15 protein-coding genes are annotated in these 21,157 nt (G+C 32.3%); 6 read left to right on the top strand and 9 right to left on the bottom strand.

What is annotated here, in order from left to right:
• Positions 1-8: 8 nt before the first annotated feature.
• The 6 genes from ATO12_RS23510 to ATO12_RS23535 all read right to left on the bottom strand — a co-directional run bounded on the left by ATO12_RS23510 (position 9) and on the right by ATO12_RS23535 (position 6,671).
• Positions 9-1,154, bottom strand: coding sequence for a cysteine desulfurase family protein (locus ATO12_RS23510; protein WP_034247353.1), 1,146 nt, complete (start codon positions 1,152-1,154; stop codon positions 9-11).
• A 1-nt stretch (position 1,155) separates the two neighbouring features.
• On the bottom strand, positions 1,156-2,358 hold the full coding sequence (locus ATO12_RS23515) for an MFS transporter (RefSeq protein WP_034247355.1): 1,203 nt from the start codon (positions 2,356-2,358) through the stop codon (positions 1,156-1,158).
• A 32-nt stretch (positions 2,359-2,390) separates the two neighbouring features.
• Entirely contained in the window at positions 2,391-3,506 is a 1,116-nt protein-coding gene (locus ATO12_RS23520) for an MBL fold metallo-hydrolase (protein ID WP_051576055.1), read from the bottom strand.
• A gap of 13 nt (positions 3,507-3,519) precedes the next feature.
• Positions 3,520-4,179 carry an ArsR/SmtB family transcription factor gene (locus ATO12_RS23525; RefSeq protein ID WP_034247357.1) on the bottom strand — a complete coding sequence of 220 codons (660 nt, stop codon included), beginning with the start codon at positions 4,177-4,179 and terminating at the stop codon, positions 3,520-3,522.
• A 250-nt stretch (positions 4,180-4,429) separates the two neighbouring features.
• A complete protein-coding gene (locus ATO12_RS23530) occupies positions 4,430-5,353 on the bottom strand; it encodes a GYDIA family GHMP kinase (RefSeq protein WP_034247359.1) in 924 nt (307 codons plus the stop codon).
• Position 5,354: 1 nt separating this feature from the next.
• The gene (locus ATO12_RS23535; protein ID WP_034247361.1) at positions 5,355-6,671 is read right to left on the bottom strand and encodes a hydroxymethylglutaryl-CoA reductase, degradative; all 1,317 of its coding nucleotides are present in this window, start codon (positions 6,669-6,671) and stop codon (positions 5,355-5,357) included.
• Positions 6,672-7,053: 382 nt separating this feature from the next.
• Here ATO12_RS23535 and ATO12_RS23540 point away from each other — a divergent pair, with 382 nt between their 5' ends.
• From ATO12_RS23540 to ATO12_RS23560, 5 genes are all read left to right on the top strand, one after another.
• Entirely contained in the window at positions 7,054-9,225 is a 2,172-nt protein-coding gene (locus ATO12_RS23540) for a S9 family peptidase (protein WP_034247396.1), read from the top strand.
• A 17-nt stretch (positions 9,226-9,242) separates the two neighbouring features.
• Positions 9,243-10,634 (top strand): peptide MFS transporter, encoded by a 1,392-nt coding sequence (locus tag ATO12_RS23545; protein WP_034247362.1) that lies wholly within the window; start codon positions 9,243-9,245, stop codon positions 10,632-10,634.
• Between the two features lie 9 nt (positions 10,635-10,643).
• Complete coding sequence (locus ATO12_RS23550) at positions 10,644-12,194, top strand: peptide MFS transporter (protein ID WP_034247364.1); 1,551 nt, start codon at positions 10,644-10,646, stop codon at positions 12,192-12,194.
• Positions 12,195-12,290: 96 nt separating this feature from the next.
• Positions 12,291-12,830, top strand: a complete 540-nt coding sequence (locus ATO12_RS23555; protein WP_034247366.1) for a thioredoxin family protein — start codon at positions 12,291-12,293, stop codon at positions 12,828-12,830.
• A gap of 599 nt (positions 12,831-13,429) precedes the next feature.
• A complete protein-coding gene (locus ATO12_RS23560) occupies positions 13,430-14,701 on the top strand; it encodes a serine hydrolase domain-containing protein (protein WP_051576056.1) in 1,272 nt (423 codons plus the stop codon).
• 13 nt (positions 14,702-14,714) lie between these two features.
• On the opposite strand, the gene ATO12_RS23565 is transcribed toward ATO12_RS23560, so the two are convergent.
• Positions 14,715-16,760 carry a ComEC/Rec2 family competence protein gene (locus tag ATO12_RS23565; protein WP_034247368.1) on the bottom strand — a complete coding sequence of 682 codons (2,046 nt, stop codon included), beginning with the start codon at positions 16,758-16,760 and terminating at the stop codon, positions 14,715-14,717.
• Between the two features lie 193 nt (positions 16,761-16,953).
• Positions 16,954-17,469, bottom strand: a complete 516-nt coding sequence (locus ATO12_RS23570) for a C40 family peptidase (protein ID WP_034247370.1) — start codon at positions 17,467-17,469, stop codon at positions 16,954-16,956.
• 232 nt (positions 17,470-17,701) lie between these two features.
• On the opposite strand from ATO12_RS23570, the gene ATO12_RS25195 reads away from it, so the two are divergent.
• Positions 17,702-19,912: a response regulator gene (locus ATO12_RS25195; RefSeq protein ID WP_051576057.1), complete on the top strand. Its 2,211-nt coding sequence runs from the start codon at positions 17,702-17,704 to the stop codon at positions 19,910-19,912.
• A 4-nt stretch (positions 19,913-19,916) separates the two neighbouring features.
• Here the strand turns inward: ATO12_RS25195 and lpxB are convergent, their stop codons facing one another.
• A complete protein-coding gene (gene lpxB / locus ATO12_RS23580) occupies positions 19,917-21,032 on the bottom strand; it encodes a lipid-A-disaccharide synthase (protein WP_034247371.1) in 1,116 nt (371 codons plus the stop codon).
• Between the last annotated feature and the right edge of the window lie 125 nt (positions 21,033-21,157).

The following is a 21,157-nucleotide window of genomic DNA, read 5'->3' on the forward strand; positions in this document are numbered from 1 at the left end:
ATTGCTTTTTATACAGTATGATGCTTTGTAAAAGCTTTAGAAAGAATAAGTATTGCACGATCAATTTCTTGTTTGGTGGTGTTTTTACCTACCGAAAACCTGAACGTCCCTTGGGCATATTCATAATCAGACAAAGTTGATTTCAGTATGTTAGATACATTAGTTGCGCCAGAATGACAGGCTGAACCCGCAGATATAGCTATTTCATTTCTTATACTGAATATAACCGCATTTGCATCAACGTTTCTAAAACTGATATTAAGAGTATTGGGTAGAGTTGTTTGTAAATCTCCATTTACAATAGCATCTAGATTTAGATTGTTTAATTGTTCTAACAAATAATCTCTCATTATTTGCATTTGTGTTGTGTTTATCTCAAATTCTTGATGAGCTATTTCAGAAGCTTTTCCTAAACCTGCTATATACATTGCATTTTCGGTTCCTGGCCTTTTGTTAAATTCATGACTTGCACCATGCATTAATTTATGCAAAGAGGTTCCGTTTTTAATATATAATGCGCCAATGCCTTTTGGAGCATAAAATTTATGTCCTGCAATAGTTAATAAATCAACATTTAGGTCGATAACGTTAGCTGTTACCTTACCTATAGATTGTGCGGCATCTGTATGAAAAATAACATTGTGTCTCTTTGCGATTTTACCTATTTCCTGTATCGGTTGTATACTGCCAATTTCATTATTGGCATGCATAATAGAAATTAAAATAGTTTCTGGCGATATTGCATTTTCAATTTTATTAATATCGACAATTCCATTTTTATCAACATCTACATAAGTAATTTTGAACCCTTGATTTTCTAAGTGCTTACAGACTTCTAGTACAGCAGGATGTTCTATTGAGGATGTGATAATATGATTTCCTTTTGTTTTATGAGCCAATGCTGTACCGATAATTGCGTAGTTATTTGATTCTGTTCCACCACTAGTGAATATAATTTCTTCGGGAGTGGCTCCTACAAGATTTGCTACTTGTTTACGAGCTTTTTTGATCGCTTCTTTAGCTTTTATTCCTTGGGTGTTAATACTAGATGGGTTCCCATAATGATTAGTTAAAAAAGGAAACATTACATCTGCCACTCTAGAATCGATTGGTGTAGAAGCGTTATGGTCTAAATATATAAATGGTGTGTTCATATTAAGTCATCCTTATTTTTATTATGATTGATGATATTATGGTTAATATACCTATTGTAATTATTGTGATATCTACCTCAAAAAATTGAGCCATACTTATGGTTAATAACGCACCAAAAGCATACCCTAAATCTCTCCATAACCTAAAAACTCCAATGCTTTGCGCTCTTTGTTTAGGGTGAGTAAAGCTTGCGATGGCAGATAAAAAAGTTGGATATACAATAGCTGTTCCTATTCCTAAGATCGATGAGAGTATAAGAAATTGGCTTAAAGATGTTGCCCAAAACATTAAAATTAATGCCAAGCCTTGTAATGCCATTCCTATAAATAGCATCATCTTTTTATTGTAGTGATCAGATAGTTTTCCGGTTACTAATTGTCCAATTCCCCATATAGCAGGATATACAGCAACAATGATTGCTATATTTTTTAAACTAAAACCTCTATTGGCCAGGATAATTGGGAGTACCCCCCAGATCATTCCATCGTTTAGGTTGTTAATAAATCCTGCTTGTGAGATAGATCCTAAATTATTGTCTTTCCATGTAGTATCCCAAAAAATGTTTTTAAGAGGTTCTATGCCATTTATTTTTGTTTCTGCTGCAACATGTTTTGCAGTATCTTTTATGAAAAAAATACTAATCAATAAACCTAATACAACAAAACCAATACCTTGGTAAAATGGATATGGGCGTAGACCGTATTCAGAAGCTATCCATCCTGTAGTAAATGCAACAAGAGCAATAGAAAAATACCCGAAAGATTCATTAAGTCCCATGGCCAATCCACGGTGTTTTTCACCTACTAAATCGATTTTCATTACTACAGTACTTGACCAGGTTAAACCTTGATTAATCCCTAATAATACGTTGGCAAAAATAATCCAGTTCCAGTGTTGAGCATGGATTAAGATAAATGGAATAGGAACAGCCACTAACCAACCGATAATTAATAGGTTTTTACGCCCTATACTATTTGCTAATACTCCTGTAAAATAATTGGTAAAGGCTTTTACAACTCCAAAAACAATGATGAATGATAATACTATAGAAGTAGCAATAATCGAAAATTCTTCTTCTGCTAATTTTGGAAGTATAGTACGTTCTAATCCTACCATTCCTCCAACAAAAGCATTTACAATTAACAAAAGTGTAAATTGCCTCCAGTTTTCTTTCAGCCCTAGTCGTATGTTTTTTTCTTCCATGTGTTTATAATTAACTTGTTTAAAAAAGAAGATTAAGATATGGCACAACGATTTGCACCTGCTTCCAGTTCAATTAAATCTGCTCCTTTTGCACTTCCTTTTATATTTAACTTTACGATTTCTTCATAATTTGGTGGAGTTTCAGGAATTTTTTGAAGTAAGCTATTAATAAAATCTTCTTCATTAAGTTGTAATACCTTCACATTGTTATGTATATCTTCGAGGCTACTACATACCATGTTATTATCAAATGAAACAGGTTGACTAATATGACCGGGGTAAACAATAAGTGAGCTTTGAAGTTTGACTAATTTTTGTAATGATTGGTATAGTAAACTGGCCTTTTGTTTCGCGATTTCTTTTGTAGCTTTTAGATCAGGTCTTCCGACACCTGTTGTAAATAATGTGTCTCCAGAGAATAAGGATTCATTATTTACTAAGTAAGAATAACTTTCATGTGTATGCCCAGGTGTATGAATTGCTTCGAGCTTGGCATTGCCAAAATTAAGAATAGTGCCATCTATAATTGGTTCGAACTTATACGTTACTATATTTTGATTAGGAAGTAATAAAATAGCATTGGATTTTTCTGCTAACTGTTTTCCTCTCGAGAAATGATCTGCGTGTATATGAGTATCTATAACATATTTTATTGTCCAATTATTTTGTTGAGCGATATTGGTATAAACATTAGAGTCTATAGAAGCATCAATGATAATTGCTTCTCCATTGTTTTCTAGAATATAAGATAGGCAGCCTTTTCCTGTTCTTCGAATTTGAATAATTGTAGTTTCTTGGCTGTCCTTGGTTTGTGCCGTATTCCATGCTGTTGTCCATTGGCGCATTCCACCCTCTAAAGAGTACGCTTTTATTCCTCTTTCTTGAAGTTGTTCTGCAGCGATTAAACTGGTTTTTCCTGCACCACAAACCGTCACAACTGGTATGTCTTTTGAAAAATTAATACCAGAAAATAGATTTTTTTCTCCTGCTTTTAGTTGCGTATAGACATCTACAAAATCACTTTCAGGAATTTTCCATTCTTTGCGTTCTTCTTTAGGTCTCACATCTAAAATTTGAATAGGAATCTTATTTTCTAATAAGGTTCTGAGATCTGCTACTTTGATGGTCTTTGTATTTTTCAAATTCATAGTACTCTTTATTTTAATTAACGGGTAATCCTTTTTGTTTCCATTCTAAGACTTCTTCCTGAAGACGAATTGCATCATAACCCTTTTCTTGAAGGTATTGAACTGCTTCATCTGCAAAAACACATAAGGGGCCTCTACAATACACTATGATTTGTTGATTTTTTGGAAGTTGAGCTATGTTGTCTTTGAGGGATTCTATAGGTATAGATTTTGCATTTGCAATTGCTTCTTTTTTAAATTCTTTTTCTGGTCGAACATCTAAGAAATATAAATCATCAAGATTATTATTCGCCATTATTTTATCAATGTTAATTGAAGGTACGGTTGCAAATTTCTCTTGTTTAAAGTTTTGTAGAGTTGCCTGTATTTCGAGGCTATTTTGTAGGCTGAAACTTTGTAGAGAGTTCCAAAGCGTATATACATTTTTATTAGATAAGGAGTAAATCACATAATGTCCTTTCTTTGTTGTTTTAAGAAGTTTAACTTTTTTAAGCACCTGTAGATGCTGTGAAGCGTTGGCAATTGACACTCCTATCTCATCTGCAATTTGTTCTACAGAATAATCATCTTGTGATATCAGGTTAAGGATTCGAAGTCTATAGGGATTTGCTAAAGCTTTCCCCACATTGGCAATCTCCTGGTAAATACTGTTTTTAAATTCTTGTTTGTTCATTATTCATTCAATTATTCAACAAATATATTGAATAATTGAATGAAAACAATTTTTTAACACATTTTTTTGATACCTAATAAGTGGGTAACTTATTAAAAAAGAAGGGTTAATTAGAATTTTATAGAGATAGCCACATCTGCTAGATGGTAATTAAAATCGAGCGCTAGGAGGTATTTGACTTAGTAAAACATTCTCATCAAAAAAAATGATGTATTTTGGGTTACTCTTTGATACTATATTTCAATTAATATTATAAAATCATTTCAGCATAAGGAAGTATAGTATGGTATCCTTTTTTCTTAAAATACTCCATTTCTGAAGAATTACCGGTAACCAATATAAAATCTCCTCCCCAGCCACCAAGACTTTTAATACTACCAGGATAATCAGAGAATAAGGTAGACTTTATTGTAGGAGTTTTAATAATTTTAGAAATAATTTCTTCGTGTACATCTAGTAGTGTATTAAACTCAGCAAGAGTAGAGCAATCTAATATTTTAGACGTAATTTCGTTTATTCCGATTTCAGCATTATCAAAATCTTTTAATGGTAATGCCTGATAATGCTTAATAGAAGCTTTGCTATCCTGCTTTTGATTTAAATAAATAAAAAAAATATTTTCTTTAAATGGAGGATCAAAATTAGCCGTTTCTACTGTAGGATTACCTTCATTTCGTTTGTATAAAATAGGAGAATCATGCTGAGCACATGCGATATCATACCCACTACCTCCAAAACTTTTTTCGAGTAAAGTAAATGCATTTACTTTTGCCCATTGTGCAATGTTATTAATTAAAGTAGAGGAGGATCCAAGTCCCCATTCCTTATGAAACTCTAATCTACTTTCTATACGATATCCTTTCCCAGAAGAAAGAAAATTAGGATTTAATTCTTTTGCGACGTTAAGAATATCAATAAGAATAGTAGCAATATTATTTTCTTCACTAGTATCTTGGGTTTGTTTAAAAGTATTGTCTTCTAGAGTTAGATTAGTCTCGAACCAACAATGTCCTTCTTCATCAAAGCTTTTCCATATAATTTGAGAAGAATCATCTTCTTCAATTAATAACCATTGCCCCTTTTTGGTAGGTAACGCTAGAGCGCATGCTCCATCTAATACCAAATATTCTGCTGTAAGCAATAATTTGCCATGACTATAAAAGGATTTTTTCATTTTAAGCCCTCAATTTTTCAATCTGTGTTACTACTTCACTATGGGTAACCGCATTTGTTTCAAAATATTTTATAAGTTGTTTTTTTTCGTTTTCTGTAGCTTTAAATTGATTTAAGATATTCATCAAATGCATTTTCATATGCCCTTGTTGAATTCCCGTAGTGATCAGTGAGTTTATGGCCGCAAAATTTTGGGCGAGTCCTGCAACAGCTGTTATTTCCATAAGTTTTTTGGCATTAGGTTTTTCGAGAAGCTGCAATGCGAATTTTACTAAAGGGTGAAGAGAAGTTAAACCGCCAACAGTACCTAGTGCAAGAGGTAATTTGATAGAGAAAGTTAACATCTCATTTTGTATTTCGGCATGAGTAAGGCTTGTATATTTACCATCTCTCGACGCATAAGCATGTGCTCCTGCTTCTATCGCTCTAAAATCATTTCCTGTAGCTAATACTACTGCATCAATACCATTCATAATCCCTTTATTATGTGTTACTGCACGGTAAGGTTCAACCTCGGCAATGCGTACCGCTCTCACAAATTTGTTGGCATATTGCAGAGGAGAAAGTGATGGGCTGCTGGGTAGATCCTTGATATTACAAGATACAGAAGCTTTTACCAAACACTGTGGGACATAATTAGAGAGAATACTCATAACAATCTCAATATCTTTTTCTGTGGCAGAAAAATCATGGTGTTCTTTTGCCTCTGTAGTCATTGTTTTTGCAAACTGCTCCAGGCAGGAGTTAATAAAATTAGCTCCCATAGCATCTACAGTCTCAAAAGTGCAATGCAATTGATAGTAGTCATCAATTTCTGAGGTTTTATCCCGCAGTTCTATGTCAATTACACCACCACCTCGTTTTTCCATATTTTTGGTCATATGGGACACAGAAGCTAATAACTTAGGTTTAATTATAGAGAAAAATTGTTGTAGTTTTTCAGGTTTTCCGTTATATGTAAAATGAACCTGTCCAACTTTTATAGTTGATAATACTTCGGCTTTAAAACCGCCACGGGTTTGCCAAAATTTAGCGGCTTTACTTGCCGCTGCAACCACAGAACTTTCTTCAATAGCCATGGGCAGGGTGTAGCGCTTATTATTAATAAGAAAATTTGGTGCTACCGAAAAAGGCAGGTAATAATTAGAAATAGTGTTTTCGGTGAATTCATCATGAAGCTGTTGAAGCCCGTCATCAGAATTCCAATAGGTTACTAAAGTATCTACTGCATTTTGATCATCATTAAAATGGTGTTTTGCCAACCATTTGATTTTATCAGCTTTAGAGAGTTTAGAAAACCCAGAAACTACAGGTGTCATTATGTTTGTTATTATTAGTGGCTTCAAATATACTATTCTGTTTTGTCATACGCATAGCTAAATGATTTTAGATATATCGAAAACATTATTCTTGATAAACTGGTATAGATATGAATTGAGAAATAGAAGTTTTTTAATAGTACTATTTTATGCAATAAATTGTTATAAATGATTGTTTTATGAATTTTAAGTTGATTAATAATTGTGCAGAATATGGTTTGAGAATAGTAAAATGAGCACGCAAAATTCTAGGTGTTATTGATAATATGCTAAAAAAAACACCTATGATTTTATGATTTTATTGTATTTAACAGCAATTGTTGTATTTTTCACGGATTTTTTAGTATTCTTGGCGTCAGCAATTTTTAAAAATTATATCATAATGAAAATTACAAAATTGTTTTTTACAATTACGATTTTTATAAGTCTTGTAACATCTGCACAAGACAAAGCTTTTACTCTACAGGAAATCTGGGGAGGAACTTTTAGAACTCAAGGGTTGCAATCATTACACTCTATGAAAAATGGGACTGAATATTCGGTTATAGAAAGGGATGCAGCTTCTGGAGCAATTAATATTGAAGCCTATTCATATGAAACAGGTGAGAAAGTAAGAACTTTAATAAGTACTGCTTCTATTGATGATTTATCTACGTTTCAAGGATATTCTTTTAGTAAAGATGAAAATAGAGTTTTACTTTCTAGTGAGCTAGAACAGATATATCGTCGTTCTTCAAAAGGGATTTATCATATTTATGACGTTCCTTCTAAAGGTATTTTTAAAGTTAGCGATAAAAAAATACAATCCCCTATGTTATCACCTGATGGAAATAAGATAGCATACGTTCTGGATAATAATATTTATATGTTAAATTTTGTAACCGGTAAGGAGGTACAATTAACTGATGATGGTAAGAAAAATGAAATTATCAATGGGATTACAGATTGGGTGTACGAAGAAGAGTTCTCATTTGTTAGAGCCTTTGATTGGAGCGCCGATAGTAACAAGATTGCCTTTTTACGATTTGATGAAAGAGAGGTGCCAGAATTTTCTATGGATGTATATGGTAAAGATTTATATCAAAAACAAGAAGTATTTAAATATCCTAAAGCAGGAGAGAAAAATGCAAAAGTCTCCTTGTTTGTTGCAGATATTAATGCAATGACTTCGGATCAGATTAAACTAGGCGATTATAAAGATTTTTATATCCCTAGAATAAAATGGACTGCAAATCCAGATATTTTGAGTGTACAGGTAATGAACAGGCATCAAAATAATCTGGATTTAATTTTTGTAGATGCTAAGACCAAGGCGGCAAAAGTTGTACTTAATGAAAAAGATGATGCTTATATAGATATTACAGACAATCTTACATTCTTAGAGGATAATAGTTTTATATGGACAAGCGAAAAAGATGGATATAATCATATATATCATCATGCGGCAACTGGTGAGTTAATCAATCAGGTAACCAAAGGCCTCTGGGAAGTAACCAGTTATTATGGTTATAATAAAAAGAATAAAACCATATACTATCAAAGTGTAGAGAATGGGAGTATCAATAGAGATATTTATAGTGTGACCTTGGATGGAAAAGACAAAAAACGATTAAGCCAAAAAGAGGGAACTAATGATGCAGACTTTAGCGCAGATTTCAGTTTATATATTAATTATTTTTCTAACGCAACTACTCCTTATGAATATACCCTAAATGATGGCAAGACAGGAAAAGTTGTTCGTGAAATCAAAAACAACAAAGGATTACTAGAAAAACTGGCAAAATATGACGTAAGACCAAAGGAGTTTTCTACAATAGAAATTAATGGAGAACAATTAAATACCTGGATGATTAAACCCAAAGATTTTGATCCAAAAAAGAAATACCCACTGTTTATGTATCAATATTCTGGACCAGGATCTCAATCGGTAACAAATTCATGGAACAGAGCAAATGATTATTGGTATATGATGTTGGCGCAACAAGGGTATATAGTTGTATGTGTTGATGGTAAAGGAACTGGCCTAAAAGGAGCCAAGTTTAAAAAAGCTACTCAAAATGACTTAGGAAATCTAGAGGTTCAGGATCAGATTGCCGCAGCTAAATATTTTGGAGGGTTAGAGTATATTGATGCATCCCGCATTGGGATTTGGGGATGGAGTTACGGAGGTTTTATGTCTAGTAATTGCTTATTTAAAGCTCCGGATACCTTTAAAATGGCAATTGCCGTAGCACCGGTTACAAGTTGGAGATTTTATGATACCATTTATACGGAACGATATTTGATGACTCCTCAGGAAAATGCGAAAGGATATGATGATAATTCGCCTATTAATTTTGTGAATGGATTGAAAGGAAAATTCTTATTAGTACATGGTAGTGCAGATGATAATGTACATGTTCAAAATACAATGCAATTGGTTGAAGCATTGATACAAGCAAATAAAGATTTTGATTGGGCAATTTATCCCGATAAAAACCATGGAATTTACGGTGGTAATACTAGATTACATTTATTCAATAAGATGACTAACTTCATTAAAAACAACTTATAATTAATTAAACAAACGTAATGGCAAATACAGTTAAAGCAGCTCATCAGAAAGAGCTTTTTGGGCATCCGGTGGGATTATACATTTTATTTTTTACAGAAATGTGGGAACGTTTTTCATACTATGGTATGAGAGCAATTTTTGTGTTATATCTAACAGCTAAAACCGTAGATGAAAATGCAGGTTTAGGCTGGTCATCTGGAGAAGCTTTAGCATTATATGGATGGTATACAATGTTGGTTTATGTAGCATCAATTCCTGGGGGATGGATTGCAGATAAATTTTTGGGGCAAAAAAAATCAGTCTTAGTCGGAGGGATTTTACTGGTTGCCGGACATAGTATTTTGGCTGTAGAAGAAATGTGGGCGTGGTATTCTGGTCTTGGACTAATTATAGCAGGAGTAGGAATGCTAAAACCTAATATTTCAACTATGGTTGGTGGTTTGTATAAACAAGGAGATATTCGAAGAGATAAAGGATTTACTATTTTTTATATAGGCATTAACCTGGGGGCATTCTTATCTAGTTTGATTGTAGGTTATGTAGGAGAAGTTCATGGATGGCATTATGGTTTTGGTCTTGCCGGAATAGGAATGGCATTAGGATTGTTACAATATTTGTTGGGTCAAAAATACCTTGCCAATGTAGGTAACTTTTTAGGAACTTCTGAAAAAGTAGAGGATAAAGAGGCGATGAAAAAACCACTAACCAAAATTGAAAAAGATAGAATAGTAGTTCTTCTTATTTCTTTTTTATTGGTAATTGTGTTTTGGGGAGCATTTGAGCAAGCTGGAGGATTAATGAATATTTATGCCAAAGAAAAGACAAATAGAATGTTAATGGGATGGGAAGTACCTGCTTCATGGTTTCAATCTCTAAATGCAATGTTTATCATTTTCCTCGGGACTTCTGTAGCATGGTATTGGGCCAATAGAAAGCTAAAAGGAAAGGTTTCAAGTTCTTTATTCAAAATGATTATTGGACTTATTATTATGGGAACCGGATTCTTTTTCATGACAGCTGCGTCTATGGAGTTTAACTCTAATGGATCTTCTGCAATGTATTGGTTAGTATTAGCATATTTGTTTCATACAATTGGTGAGCTATGTATATCGCCTGTGGCACTATCGTTTATTACAAAATTAGCTCCGGTTAAATATGGAGCTTTAATGATGGGAGTATATTTTGCTATGACAGGTTTAGGAAATAAACTTGCTGGATTATTAGGAGAATCTGCAGAAAACCTTGGTGAGTTTACCATCTTTACCGGGATTGCCGTTTTTTGTGTAATCTTTGGATTACTTGTTATGATTTTTAGAAAAAAATTAGAAGTTCTTACACATGGTGTAGAAGATAAAGAAGGAACTTTACATGAAGAGGCCGAAGGTTTTGAACTAGCAGATAACTCATAAAATAATATCATGACGGTTCAAGACGATTCAAATGACTTTAGTTTATTAGGTCATAAACCCGCGTTATATGTGTTATTTTTTACAGAAATGTGGGAACGCTTTTCGTACTACGGAATGCGCGCAATTTTTGTGCTATTTTTAACTTCTACTTTTGCAGAAGGTGGTTGGGAATGGTCTAATGAAAGAGCATTAGCACTTTTAGGAACATACACATCTTTAGTATATGTAACCCCTGTTATAGGAGGGTGGATTGCCGATAAATTTACAGGATATCAAAAGGCAGTAGCTCTGGGTGCTCTGGTTATGACTTTGGGCCATGGTGCTATGGCATTAGAAACAGAGACTACATTGTATATTGGTGTTGGCCTTTTGATCATTGGTAATGGTTTATTTAAGCCAAATATTACGTCAATTGTTAGTGGTCTGTATGAGAAATTTCCAGAAAGAAAAGATGGAGCTTTTACCATATTCTATATGGGTGTAAACTCAGGTGGATTTATAGGTGTTTTGCTTTGTGGTTTTTTAGGTGAAAACTTGAGCTGGGCATGGGGATTTGGTTTAGCAGGTATTTTTATGCTGCTTGGGATGTTACAATTTTGGTTTGGTAGGAGTATTTTTGGAGAAGTAGGAGTAGAGCCATCAAAAAAGGTAGATTTATCTGATGCTATTGAAAACAAGACAGAAGAAGTTGAGGAAAAAGTACCCGCACATGTCCAAAGAGATCGTTATATTGTTGTAGGGATTCTGGCATTTTTTGTTGTCTTCTTTTGGGCATCTTTTGAGCAGGCCAGTGGATCCATGACTATTTTTGCAAATAAATTTACACAACGTGTACTAAGTGGTGGATCTGCATCAATATTTAAAATAGTAGATACACTAATAACAATAGTGCCTCTAGGAGTTATTACCTGGGTTTTATTGAAATTATTTGCACAAACATTTAAAAAAATCTCATTATCTAATATTGTTTTGGGAATAAGTTTTTTAAGTGTATGGGCAATTGCATTATGGAAACTTTCTGTAATTCTTCCTCAAGAAACAACTGAAATTCCTGCATCCTGGTTTTTAATTTTGAACTCTTTATTTATTATTACTCTTGCGCCTTTATTTTCTAAAGTGTGGGAAAGTAAGTATAACCCTTCTGCCACTGTGAAATTTGGGTTAGGAATGATATTATTGGGTGTAGGGTTCGGAATGCTAGCATGGGGCTCTGCATCGATTCCTCAGGGAGCAAAAACGGCATCTGTTAGCCTGGTATGGCTAGTTGTGGCTTATTTGTTGCATACTATGGGAGAATTATGTTTATCTCCGGTAGGATTATCTTATGTATCTAAATTAGTACCAGCGAAAAAGATAGGATTAATGTTTGGTCTATGGTATTTGGCTATTGCTATTGGTAACAAATTAGCAGGTTTTGTAGGAAGTTATATCGATGTGATTGTTAATAAATATTCAATGTCGGCTTTCTTTTTGATCTTTACTATTGTTCCGGTAACTGTTGGAGTCATATTAATTTTAATTACTTCAAAAATGAAGAAAATGATGCATGGAGTGCATTAATATGTAATAAAATATATAACTTTACTTGTTTCCCAAAGGCAAATAAGTTTTAATAAGGAATGGTTTTTGTTTCCGACTAGTTAAAAAAATGAATTTATGAAAAACCTACTTTTTATTTTTGGATTTCTACTAAGCTGCTACGCCCCGGCACAAGAAATCAAATGGATGTCTATGAATGATGCTTTAGAGGCTCAGAAGAAAGAACCTAAAAAGATCTTTATGGACGTATATACAGATTGGTGCGGGCCCTGTAAACTTCTGGATAAAAAAACATTTCATAATAAGGATGTAGTTTCTTATGTGAATAAAAACTATTATGCAGTAAAGTTTAATGCAGAAGGAACAGAAGAAATAAAATATAATGATTTTACCTATACCAATCCAAATTATAATCCGAATAGGAAAGGTAGAAACAGTCAACATTTTTTTGCAAATGCACTTAAAATAACTGGATACCCCAGTATGGTGTTTTTTGATGAAAAAGGAAATCTTATTGCTCCTGTGGTGGGTTATAAAACACCTCAACAGTTAGAGATATATCTTAAGATGATCCATAATAACGATTATAAAAAGTTAACCAGTACAGATGCATGGCAGAAATATGAACGATCTTTTGTAAGTACTTTCGAGAACTAATACAAATTACTATACGTTTAAAAGCCTCCATTTGATCATATGATCAAATGGAGGCTTTTTTATCCTGTGAGTATTTACCCGATAAAAAACCATGTCTTTTTATTTGACTGCTTATTTTTCTTTTTCGCCTAAACTAAAGACATAATATTTCTCTTATAAGCAACTTCAAATCAGAACTAGTATGATTACAAAAGTAACTTTGTTTGTAGATTTGTGTATTTTATCTTGTTTTTTTGTCTTTTTATCGTAAATTGGCCGTAATAACATTCAAATAGAATGTTTTTTTGTTTTTGCGAAAGATTTTTCTTTCAAATTCAAAAAAATAGAATGATTTTGATATTAAGCTTGTATGTAATTAGCTTTTGTATTCATAGAATTAAGTAAATTCAAAGTGCATTAGTGTTAATCTCACCATGAGGATAGTACAATTAATTGAAGATCCATTCGTTAGTTAATAATAAACCTAAATATAATACCCAAATCTGATTCAGGAAATGAAAATAAAAACTAATCTGGCTTAATTCGATTTTAATACCTACCTACAAATTGTAATTACCTTTTTTTGATTTTATTCTACTTTTCGAATCGTAAACCTACTTATGAAAAGAATACTAGTCATAGCTGTCCCATCTATGTTGTTTGTTGCGCTACTTTTTTCTTTTGTTTCGACAGAACAACCAGAATTATCTCAAGAATCTCAAGCTATTCAAATATCACAACCAGCAGAAATTTATTTTCCGAATTCAGATAAAGAACGATTGGCAGATGCTATCAAAGCGTATTTTAACAAGGCAATAGATCAACATCAAATTGTAGGAGCAGCCGTTGCCATTGTAAAATGTGATTCTATTATTTATGCAGATGGTTATGGTAAAAGGAATATAACTTTAAAAGACAAGATTAATAAAGAAACTGTATTTAGAATTGGTTCGGTTTCTAAAGGTTTTGCCGGTATTCTTACAGGAATTCATGTAGAAGAAGGTCTAATAAATTGGGAAGATAAAATTGTAGATTATGTTCCAGAGTTTCAAATGACTAGTAAAGAGCAAACAAAAAAAGTAACCTTGTCTCATGTATTGTCACATACTACAGGTTTACCATATCATAGCTTTACTAATCTTGTAGAAGATGGGCTACCGATAACAACAATAGCAGGTTATTTTAAAAAAGTACTCCCTATAGAGCAGCCAGGTAATATATATAGCTATCAAAATGCTGTTTTTGCATTAAGTGGTAAGGTGATAGAACAAGTTACAGGTAAGTCTTTAAGAGAAGTTATTCAAAATAAAATTTTCGAACCTTTACAAATGACCTCTGCGTCGGCAAGTTATGAAGCTCTTAAAGCGTCTGATAATGTGGCACTACCACACCAGCGTATTAGACACGGATGGCGACCTACACGTATTAATAAAAAATATTATAACAATGCTATTGCTGCAGGAGGAATTAATGCCAGTATAACAGATATGGGAAAGTGGATGAAATTTTTACTTGGGAATAATCCAGAAGTAATGATGCCTAATACAATGCATACTGTATTTAGCCCAAAAATAGAAGTAGGAGGAAGAAGACAGTATTATCAAAAATGGCCGGGATATTCAAAATCTTCTTATGGTTTAGGATGGCGTGTACACTCTTTTGTAGATGCCGATACTAAAGAACCAAGTACTATTGTACACCATGGAGGAAGTGTTAATAACTATAGAAGCGAGATTGCAATTTACCCAAATGAAGATTTGGGGATTTGTGTGCTCTTTAATAGTCAAAATAAAATGGCCAAAGATTGTATACCTACCATTTATAAAATGATACAAGAAATAATGACGACTCAGAAAGATCAATTACTAAAGGAATCTTTAGTACTGTTATAAGATTTTGAGAAGATTATTTTAATATAAATGCTCCCTTTTTGTCTGTACGATGAAAAGGGATGTTTTGTTTTTGACAACTAATTTCCCACTGATCGATATAACTTTTGTAATTACTTGCATCTGCCACGATTTGTTTAGGGTGTAAACTATCTATTACTCTATCCAGATGAATTTTTGGAGAACCTGATAAAATTATAATGTCGGGATGAAAGCTTTTGATACGATAGATTGAAGTACTGTCAATAACCATAATCGTTTGTTTTTTATATTGGTAGATGTTTTTTAATTGCATAACTGTATCTAAAGTAGCCCGATTCTTAATAAGATAATTGCCAAATAAAAAATGCTGAGTTTTTATTGTAATAGAATCTTTGCTGTATATTCTAAATTGCTGGTTTTCTAAGATCCCTAAAGCAGTATTACGTTGGTTATGAAATACAATTAATTCTTGTAGGTTCGAAGTAATGTACTTTTCATACACCATAACAGAGCACAGTATAAGTATAGATACCCCCAACCCATACAATTTTCTCCTGTCATATTTTTTGAAGGTCATGACCAAAAGAATAATAGTCATATATGAAATGATACACATACCGATCGAGAAAGGAATATTTTTGATAACAAAGCTTTTTTGATTGGCTATCCATTCAATAATAATGTTCATAATGTCAATGCAACCACCAAATAAAGCTGCTATAGATCCAGGGAGAATATTTAGATAAGCGAGTAGAATGACCAAAATACCAAAACCAAGAATACCTCCCAAAAAAGGAAGAATAATAAGATTAGAAATAAAAAACAAAAGAGGAAACTGATGAAAATATAATAATGTAAGGGGTAATAATCCAAGTTGAGCAGCTATAGTAACTGTAAATATTTCCCAGAGTTTTTTTGAAAGATAAAACCTAGGCTTGTATATTTTGGATACTAATGGTTGTATCCAGACGATTGCAAAAACTGCTAAATAACTTAATTGAAATCCTACCGAAAACAATAGTAAAGGATTAAAACAAATAAGTATGAATAGAGAAATGAATAATGAATTATAAATACTTGTTTTGGATCTAATGTTTATTCCTATAGCAAGAAAAGAAAACATGGTGACAGCTCTAAGTACAGATGGGGATAACCCCGCAATAATTGCAAAACACCAAAGTGATAAAATGGTGAGAATTAATTTGATTATTTTTCCGTTTTTATAATACCTGCGAAGTGGTTTTAGGATCAAATTTAATAGTAGTAAAATTATTCCGACATGAAGTCCCGATACTGCCAAAATATGAATAGCTCCTGCATCTCTGTAATGGTCAAAAACATCTTGACTTATATCTTGTCTTTGTCCTAAAAGTAAAGCATTAATAATAGATAACTGTGTAGAGGTAAAATTGTATTTAAATAATTTTGAAGTACAGGTTTTTCTGATTTGATCAGCTACATAACCCAGAGAATATTCGATTTTATGGTTATCGATAAGCTGATTAGGTAATACAATGATCTTATGAGATATATATTGTGTTTGTAAATATTTTGAGTAATCAAATTGGTATGGATTTAAAGCACGAGGAATAGGTTTTAATGCAGTAAATGTGGTATACGTATTGCCTATATTCAAAACATTTTGGGTACTATCTTTTGCGACCTGAAGTAATATTTTACCATGTACTGCTTTACCCTCTAAAAACTTAGCAGATACGATGTATTTATTATAGTAGGATGATGGTTTTAATCGTTCTTTAATATAAAATTGAATCCCTATTTCATCGGGTTGCTCTTTGAGATTTACATGATTGCTGTAATGGTTTGAGTAATTCTTTGGATTGTGAATTTTGACTAAAGCGATGCCAAAAATGATAAAAACAATCACCATTGTAATAATAAAAGAATGTCCTTTGCTAAACATCTTTTTTGATCGTTTCCATGAAACACCGAGTATACAGATAGAGATTGAGAAACTTAATACTACAATTTCTGGAGCAATAGTCAAATGATGCCCTACAAGTATTCCAAGTAGGGTAGAAATAGTGATGACTATGAATGGAATATTAATAAGTTTCACATTAGAGACTTAATAAAGGATTATGTCGAGTAATTATTAATTACTCAAAAGCGTTCATAGTACAATGATAAGAGACTCCAGTTTCATTTTTCGGAACTGGGATTAATAAGAAAAATAGAAACAATACTGTTTAGAAAGGAAGGAGAAATTTATTAAGAGGATGATTTAGTTATTTGCTTAACAATACTGTTGGCTATAAAACTCTTCTGGCGCCGGCAAAGCATTTGTTCCAGTATTTCTCATTAAGGCTTGATATGATAACTCCTCTTGATGTAGATGCATGTATAAACTTAATGACTCCTTTGGTCTCAATTACCAGTCCTACATGAGAAATAACATTTTTTCTTTTATTGGTTTTAAAAAAAAGCAAATCGCCCACATTCACTTTTTTTAATGATATTGCCTTCCCTTGTGTAGCCATAGTTTTAGAAGTTCTCGGAAGAATAATATTCTCTTTCTTAAACGAAGTATATACCAAGCCAGAACAATCCATTCCCTTTCTTGTAGTACCTCCAAACTTGTACCGGGTACCACCAAAGGTTTTGGCATAACTTACAATGCTTTTAATTTTTTTGAAGTTGGAACTTCTGGCTGTTTTGACTTTAGCAGTAGTTCTGTTTTTTGAAGATATAACCGCTTTGTTTTTAGAAGAACTTCCACAAGAAGTTATGACTATAATAATTAAAAGATAAAAGATTACTCTTTTCATTAGACTTGGGTTTATAACAAAAATACATGTTTTTGGTCAAAATGTTCAAGAGTTTAAAATTGTTTAAGAGGCTTTCAATTTTTATTATTGCCATAAATAAGCGTTTTATCCTAGTATAAATTGTTATTTATGCCTTGTAATTACGGCTTTTACAGTATTTGTTTAAGGTTATAGAGTAAAAGACAATATAATTTAATATCTTATTAGTTAAATACTTATTAATATTCTTCAGATGAAATTGAAGGTACTTTTACATAGTGTGTGTGTTTTAATACATTTTACTATTACCTCTTTAACTGCTCAAGTTGCTGATAAAGAGGTGAACTCAGACAGTATAAAAGAAATTCTGGAAGAATCCTCAAGATCATTTTTAACGCAAACGAATGAAGGAAAAGAAAAAGGAATCTATTTTTTAGAACTAGCAGAAAAACTGATAAAAAAAGTTAATGACCCCTTGCTTGAGATTCATATTAATAGAAAGAAAATAGATTTTTTTCTTGGTACTCGAGATACCCTTAGAGTTGAAGAATATTTAGCCAAAAATCTAAAAATCATTAAATTAATTGACAATAAAAGGCAACTTGGGTTGTATTATGAAGGGCTTGGAGTGCACAAGTCTATGCAAGAGAAAAAAGAAGAAGGGTATCAAGCTTATCTTATTGCAGAACAACTATTACGGAAGTATGGGAAAACTAAAGATGTGATTGATATCAATTATAATCTTTGTTCACGATATATGATGGTAAAAAGATGGAATGAGGCCATCGAGCATGCATTAAAATCGCTAAATGCAATAAAAAAGACAGGGGTTAAAAAGGATAGAAGGAAGAATTTAAATCTTTTCTTAGCAGAAAGTTATATTAATCTAAAAGAATTTGAAAAAGCAGAACGTTATTTTGATACTATAGAAAAGGAAAAATCTGCTTATTCTGGAGATTTGAACTTTGAAGGAAGATTATATTCTAATAAAGGATTGTATTATGAAAAAACGGGGGATTATAAAAAGGCAGCACTTTTTTATAGTCAATCCTTCAATAATCTTTTAAAATACTACAGTCAAAGAACAAGAGAAGTAAGTACCACACTTGCGCTATCCAACCAGTTAAACCTGAAAGAAGAAGAAAATAAAAGGATAAAATTAGAAAATGATTTAAAAGCAGAACAATTAAGAAATAGAGGACATATTATTTTGTTAAGTGTAATAATTATTCTCGGATTAATTCTAATGAGTATAATTCAATACAGAGTTTCTTTATATAAAACGAAAATAAATAAATTGCTCCAAAAGAATTATGAAGAATTAGTAGAAGCTAATCAAAAAGTAGACGAAGCACTAGAGGCTAAATCAGAGTTTTTAGATTCTGTAACTCATGAACTTCTCACTCCTTTAAATACAATAAAAGGCACAACATTCTTACTGCAAAAAGAAGAATTAACATCGCACCAGGTAAATCAAATGAAGTTAATTAATTTATCTAGTGACTATTTATTAAACCTGATTGCCGATGTAATTCACTTAAATGATCTTGAAAAAGGAAAGCTAGAACTAAAAAATGAGAAATTCGACCTAAGAGTGTTATTGAATAACTTAGTAGATTCTTCTGCGTTAATGAAGGATAATAATAATCAAATTCATAAAAAAATTGATAGCAATATTCCTGATGATCTAAAAGGAGATGTTCTTAGGGTTTCTCAAATCTTCTTAAACATATTGGATAATGCTTTAAAATTTACGAGAGACGGAGATATTTATGTTGAGGCCTTATTGGTTTCGAAAATAGATAATATAGCAGAAATAGAGTTCTCTATTCGAGATACCGGGATAGGCATGTCAGAAAAGCAAATTAGTAAGGCTTTTGAAGCTTTTCATCAAGGATCGGTTAAAATCAATAGAAAATACGGAGGTACGGGACTGGGATTGTCGATCGTAAAAAAAATACTGAAATTACAAGGAAGTGATGTTGTTTTAAAGTCGAAACCAGGAAAAGGAACTCTGGTTTTATTTACAATGAAATTTGATATTCCCGAACAAGTGATAGAAAAAAATACGTTCTCGGGAAATGGTTATGACGAATCACCAGAAGGAATTAATGTTTTATTGGTTGAAGATAATAAGGTTAATCAATTAATTACAGAAAAGATAATTTCGAATTATGGCTTTTACTGTGATTCTGCTAATGATGGAAAGGAAGCAGTAGATATGGTTAAGAAAAATAAATATTCTATGATCTTGATGGATATTATGATGCCAAAAATGGATGGTTTTGAAGCTACAAAATATATAAAACAATTTGATAAAGGAATTCCAATAGTTGCATTAACAGCAATATCCGAGAAATTGAACAGAGAAAAATTTAATGAAGTAGGAATATATACTGTTCTTAATAAACCAGTAGACCCAGAATTGCTTTATGAAACTATTATGGTGTGTTGTGATAAATAGAAAATCAATTTTTTATAGATTCTACTATTAATTTTGCAGTTTTATCATTAGCTCCTCTACCGCCAAGCTTTTTTTCGAGATCATAATAATCCAAAAACATAACTGCTCTTTTATAATCATCAATTATTATAGTAAGCTCTTCTTTAAGTCGTTTAGGATTAAAATCCCCCTGTATTAATTCGGTTACAACAGGTTTGTCCATAATTAAGTTTACCAAAGAAATATAGTCTAGGTTAATAATTCGTTTTGCAATTTGATAAGATATAGAGTTTCCTTTGTAACATACAACTTCTGGCACTTTAAATAAGGCAGTTTCCAGGGTTGCAGTACCCGAGGTTACTAAGGCAGCATTACTAAGACTTAATAAATCATATGTTCGATTCATAATTAAATGAACTCCTTGTTTTTTAATAAAAGGAGCGTAGAAAGAAGCTTCCTGACTTGGTGCTCCTGCAATAACAAATTGATAATTAGGGAAATCGTCTACAACAGTAAGCATAACCTCAAGCATTTTACGAATTTCTTGTTTTCTACTTCCAGGAAGTATGGCAATAATAGGTCGATCATCTAAATTGTGTTCTGCCTTAAAAGTTTCAGGCATGATTTGCTTATGATCTGCAATCGCATCAATTAATGGGTGTCCTACAAATTGAACCGGAAACTCATGTTTATCTTCATAAAAAGATTTTTCAAAAGGTAGAATTACGTACATCATATCCACACATCGTTTGATAGATTTTATTCTTCCTTCTTTCCAAGCCCATATCTGAGGAGAAATATAATAATGTGTTCTGAAGCCTTTTTCTTTAGCCCATTCTGCAATACGCAAATTAAACCCGGGATAATCTATAAATACAATCACATCTGGCTCAAAACTTGTAATATCTCGTTTACAAAGTTTTAGATTCTTAAGGATAGTAAACAAGTTTAATAAAACCTCTACAAACCCCATAAACGCCAAGTCTTTATAGTGTTTTACCATCGATCCACCAACTGCCTGCATAAGATCCCCGCCCCAGAATCTAAACTCTGCTTGAGGGTCTTCTTTAAGAATTGATTTCATAAGATTTGCACCGTGTAAATCTCCCGATGCTTCTCCTGCGATGAGGTAGTATTTCATGTTTTTTAATTTTCTAAAGGGCAAACAAAATATCGAACAACTACAAATTTAATATTTCCGAAGTATCAAAAACTAATATTTACGTTATCGATTTTATCTAAAAAAAATGATATTATCTTTTTAAG

Source organism: Aquimarina atlantica, assembly GCF_000626715.1.
Taxonomy (GTDB): domain Bacteria; phylum Bacteroidota; class Bacteroidia; order Flavobacteriales; family Flavobacteriaceae; genus Aquimarina; species Aquimarina atlantica.

What these genes read in the sequence shown, in the direction of transcription:
- ATO12_RS23540 (WP_034247396.1), top strand. Translation starts at nt 7,054, where the DNA reads ATGAAAATTACAAAATTGTTTTTTACAATTACGATTTTTATAAGTCTT.
- ATO12_RS23545 (WP_034247362.1), top strand. Translation starts at nt 9,243, where the DNA reads ATGGCAAATACAGTTAAAGCAGCTCATCAGAAAGAGCTTTTTGGGCAT.
- ATO12_RS25195 (WP_051576057.1), top strand. Translation starts at nt 17,702, where the DNA reads ATGAAATTGAAGGTACTTTTACATAGTGTGTGTGTTTTAATACATTTT.
- ATO12_RS23515 (WP_034247355.1), bottom strand. Translation starts at nt 2,358, where the DNA reads ATGGAAGAAAAAAACATACGACTAGGGCTGAAAGAAAACTGGAGGCAA.
- ATO12_RS23555 (WP_034247366.1), top strand. Translation starts at nt 12,291, where the DNA reads ATGAAAAACCTACTTTTTATTTTTGGATTTCTACTAAGCTGCTACGCC.
- ATO12_RS23560 (WP_051576056.1), top strand. Translation starts at nt 13,430, where the DNA reads ATGAAAAGAATACTAGTCATAGCTGTCCCATCTATGTTGTTTGTTGCG.
- ATO12_RS23550 (WP_034247364.1), top strand. Translation starts at nt 10,644, where the DNA reads ATGACGGTTCAAGACGATTCAAATGACTTTAGTTTATTAGGTCATAAA.
- ATO12_RS23510 (WP_034247353.1), bottom strand. Translation starts at nt 1,154, where the DNA reads ATGAACACACCATTTATATATTTAGACCATAACGCTTCTACACCAATC.
- ATO12_RS23520 (WP_051576055.1), bottom strand. Translation starts at nt 3,506, where the DNA reads ATGAATTTGAAAAATACAAAGACCATCAAAGTAGCAGATCTCAGAACC.
- ATO12_RS23570 (WP_034247370.1), bottom strand. Translation starts at nt 17,469, where the DNA reads ATGAAAAGAGTAATCTTTTATCTTTTAATTATTATAGTCATAACTTCT.
- ATO12_RS23535 (WP_034247361.1), bottom strand. Translation starts at nt 6,671, where the DNA reads ATGACACCTGTAGTTTCTGGGTTTTCTAAACTCTCTAAAGCTGATAAA.
- ATO12_RS23525 (WP_034247357.1), bottom strand. Translation starts at nt 4,179, where the DNA reads ATGAACAAACAAGAATTTAAAAACAGTATTTACCAGGAGATTGCCAAT.
- ATO12_RS23530 (WP_034247359.1), bottom strand. Translation starts at nt 5,353, where the DNA reads ATGAAAAAATCCTTTTATAGTCATGGCAAATTATTGCTTACAGCAGAA.
- lpxB (WP_034247371.1), bottom strand. Translation starts at nt 21,032, where the DNA reads ATGAAATACTACCTCATCGCAGGAGAAGCATCGGGAGATTTACACGGT.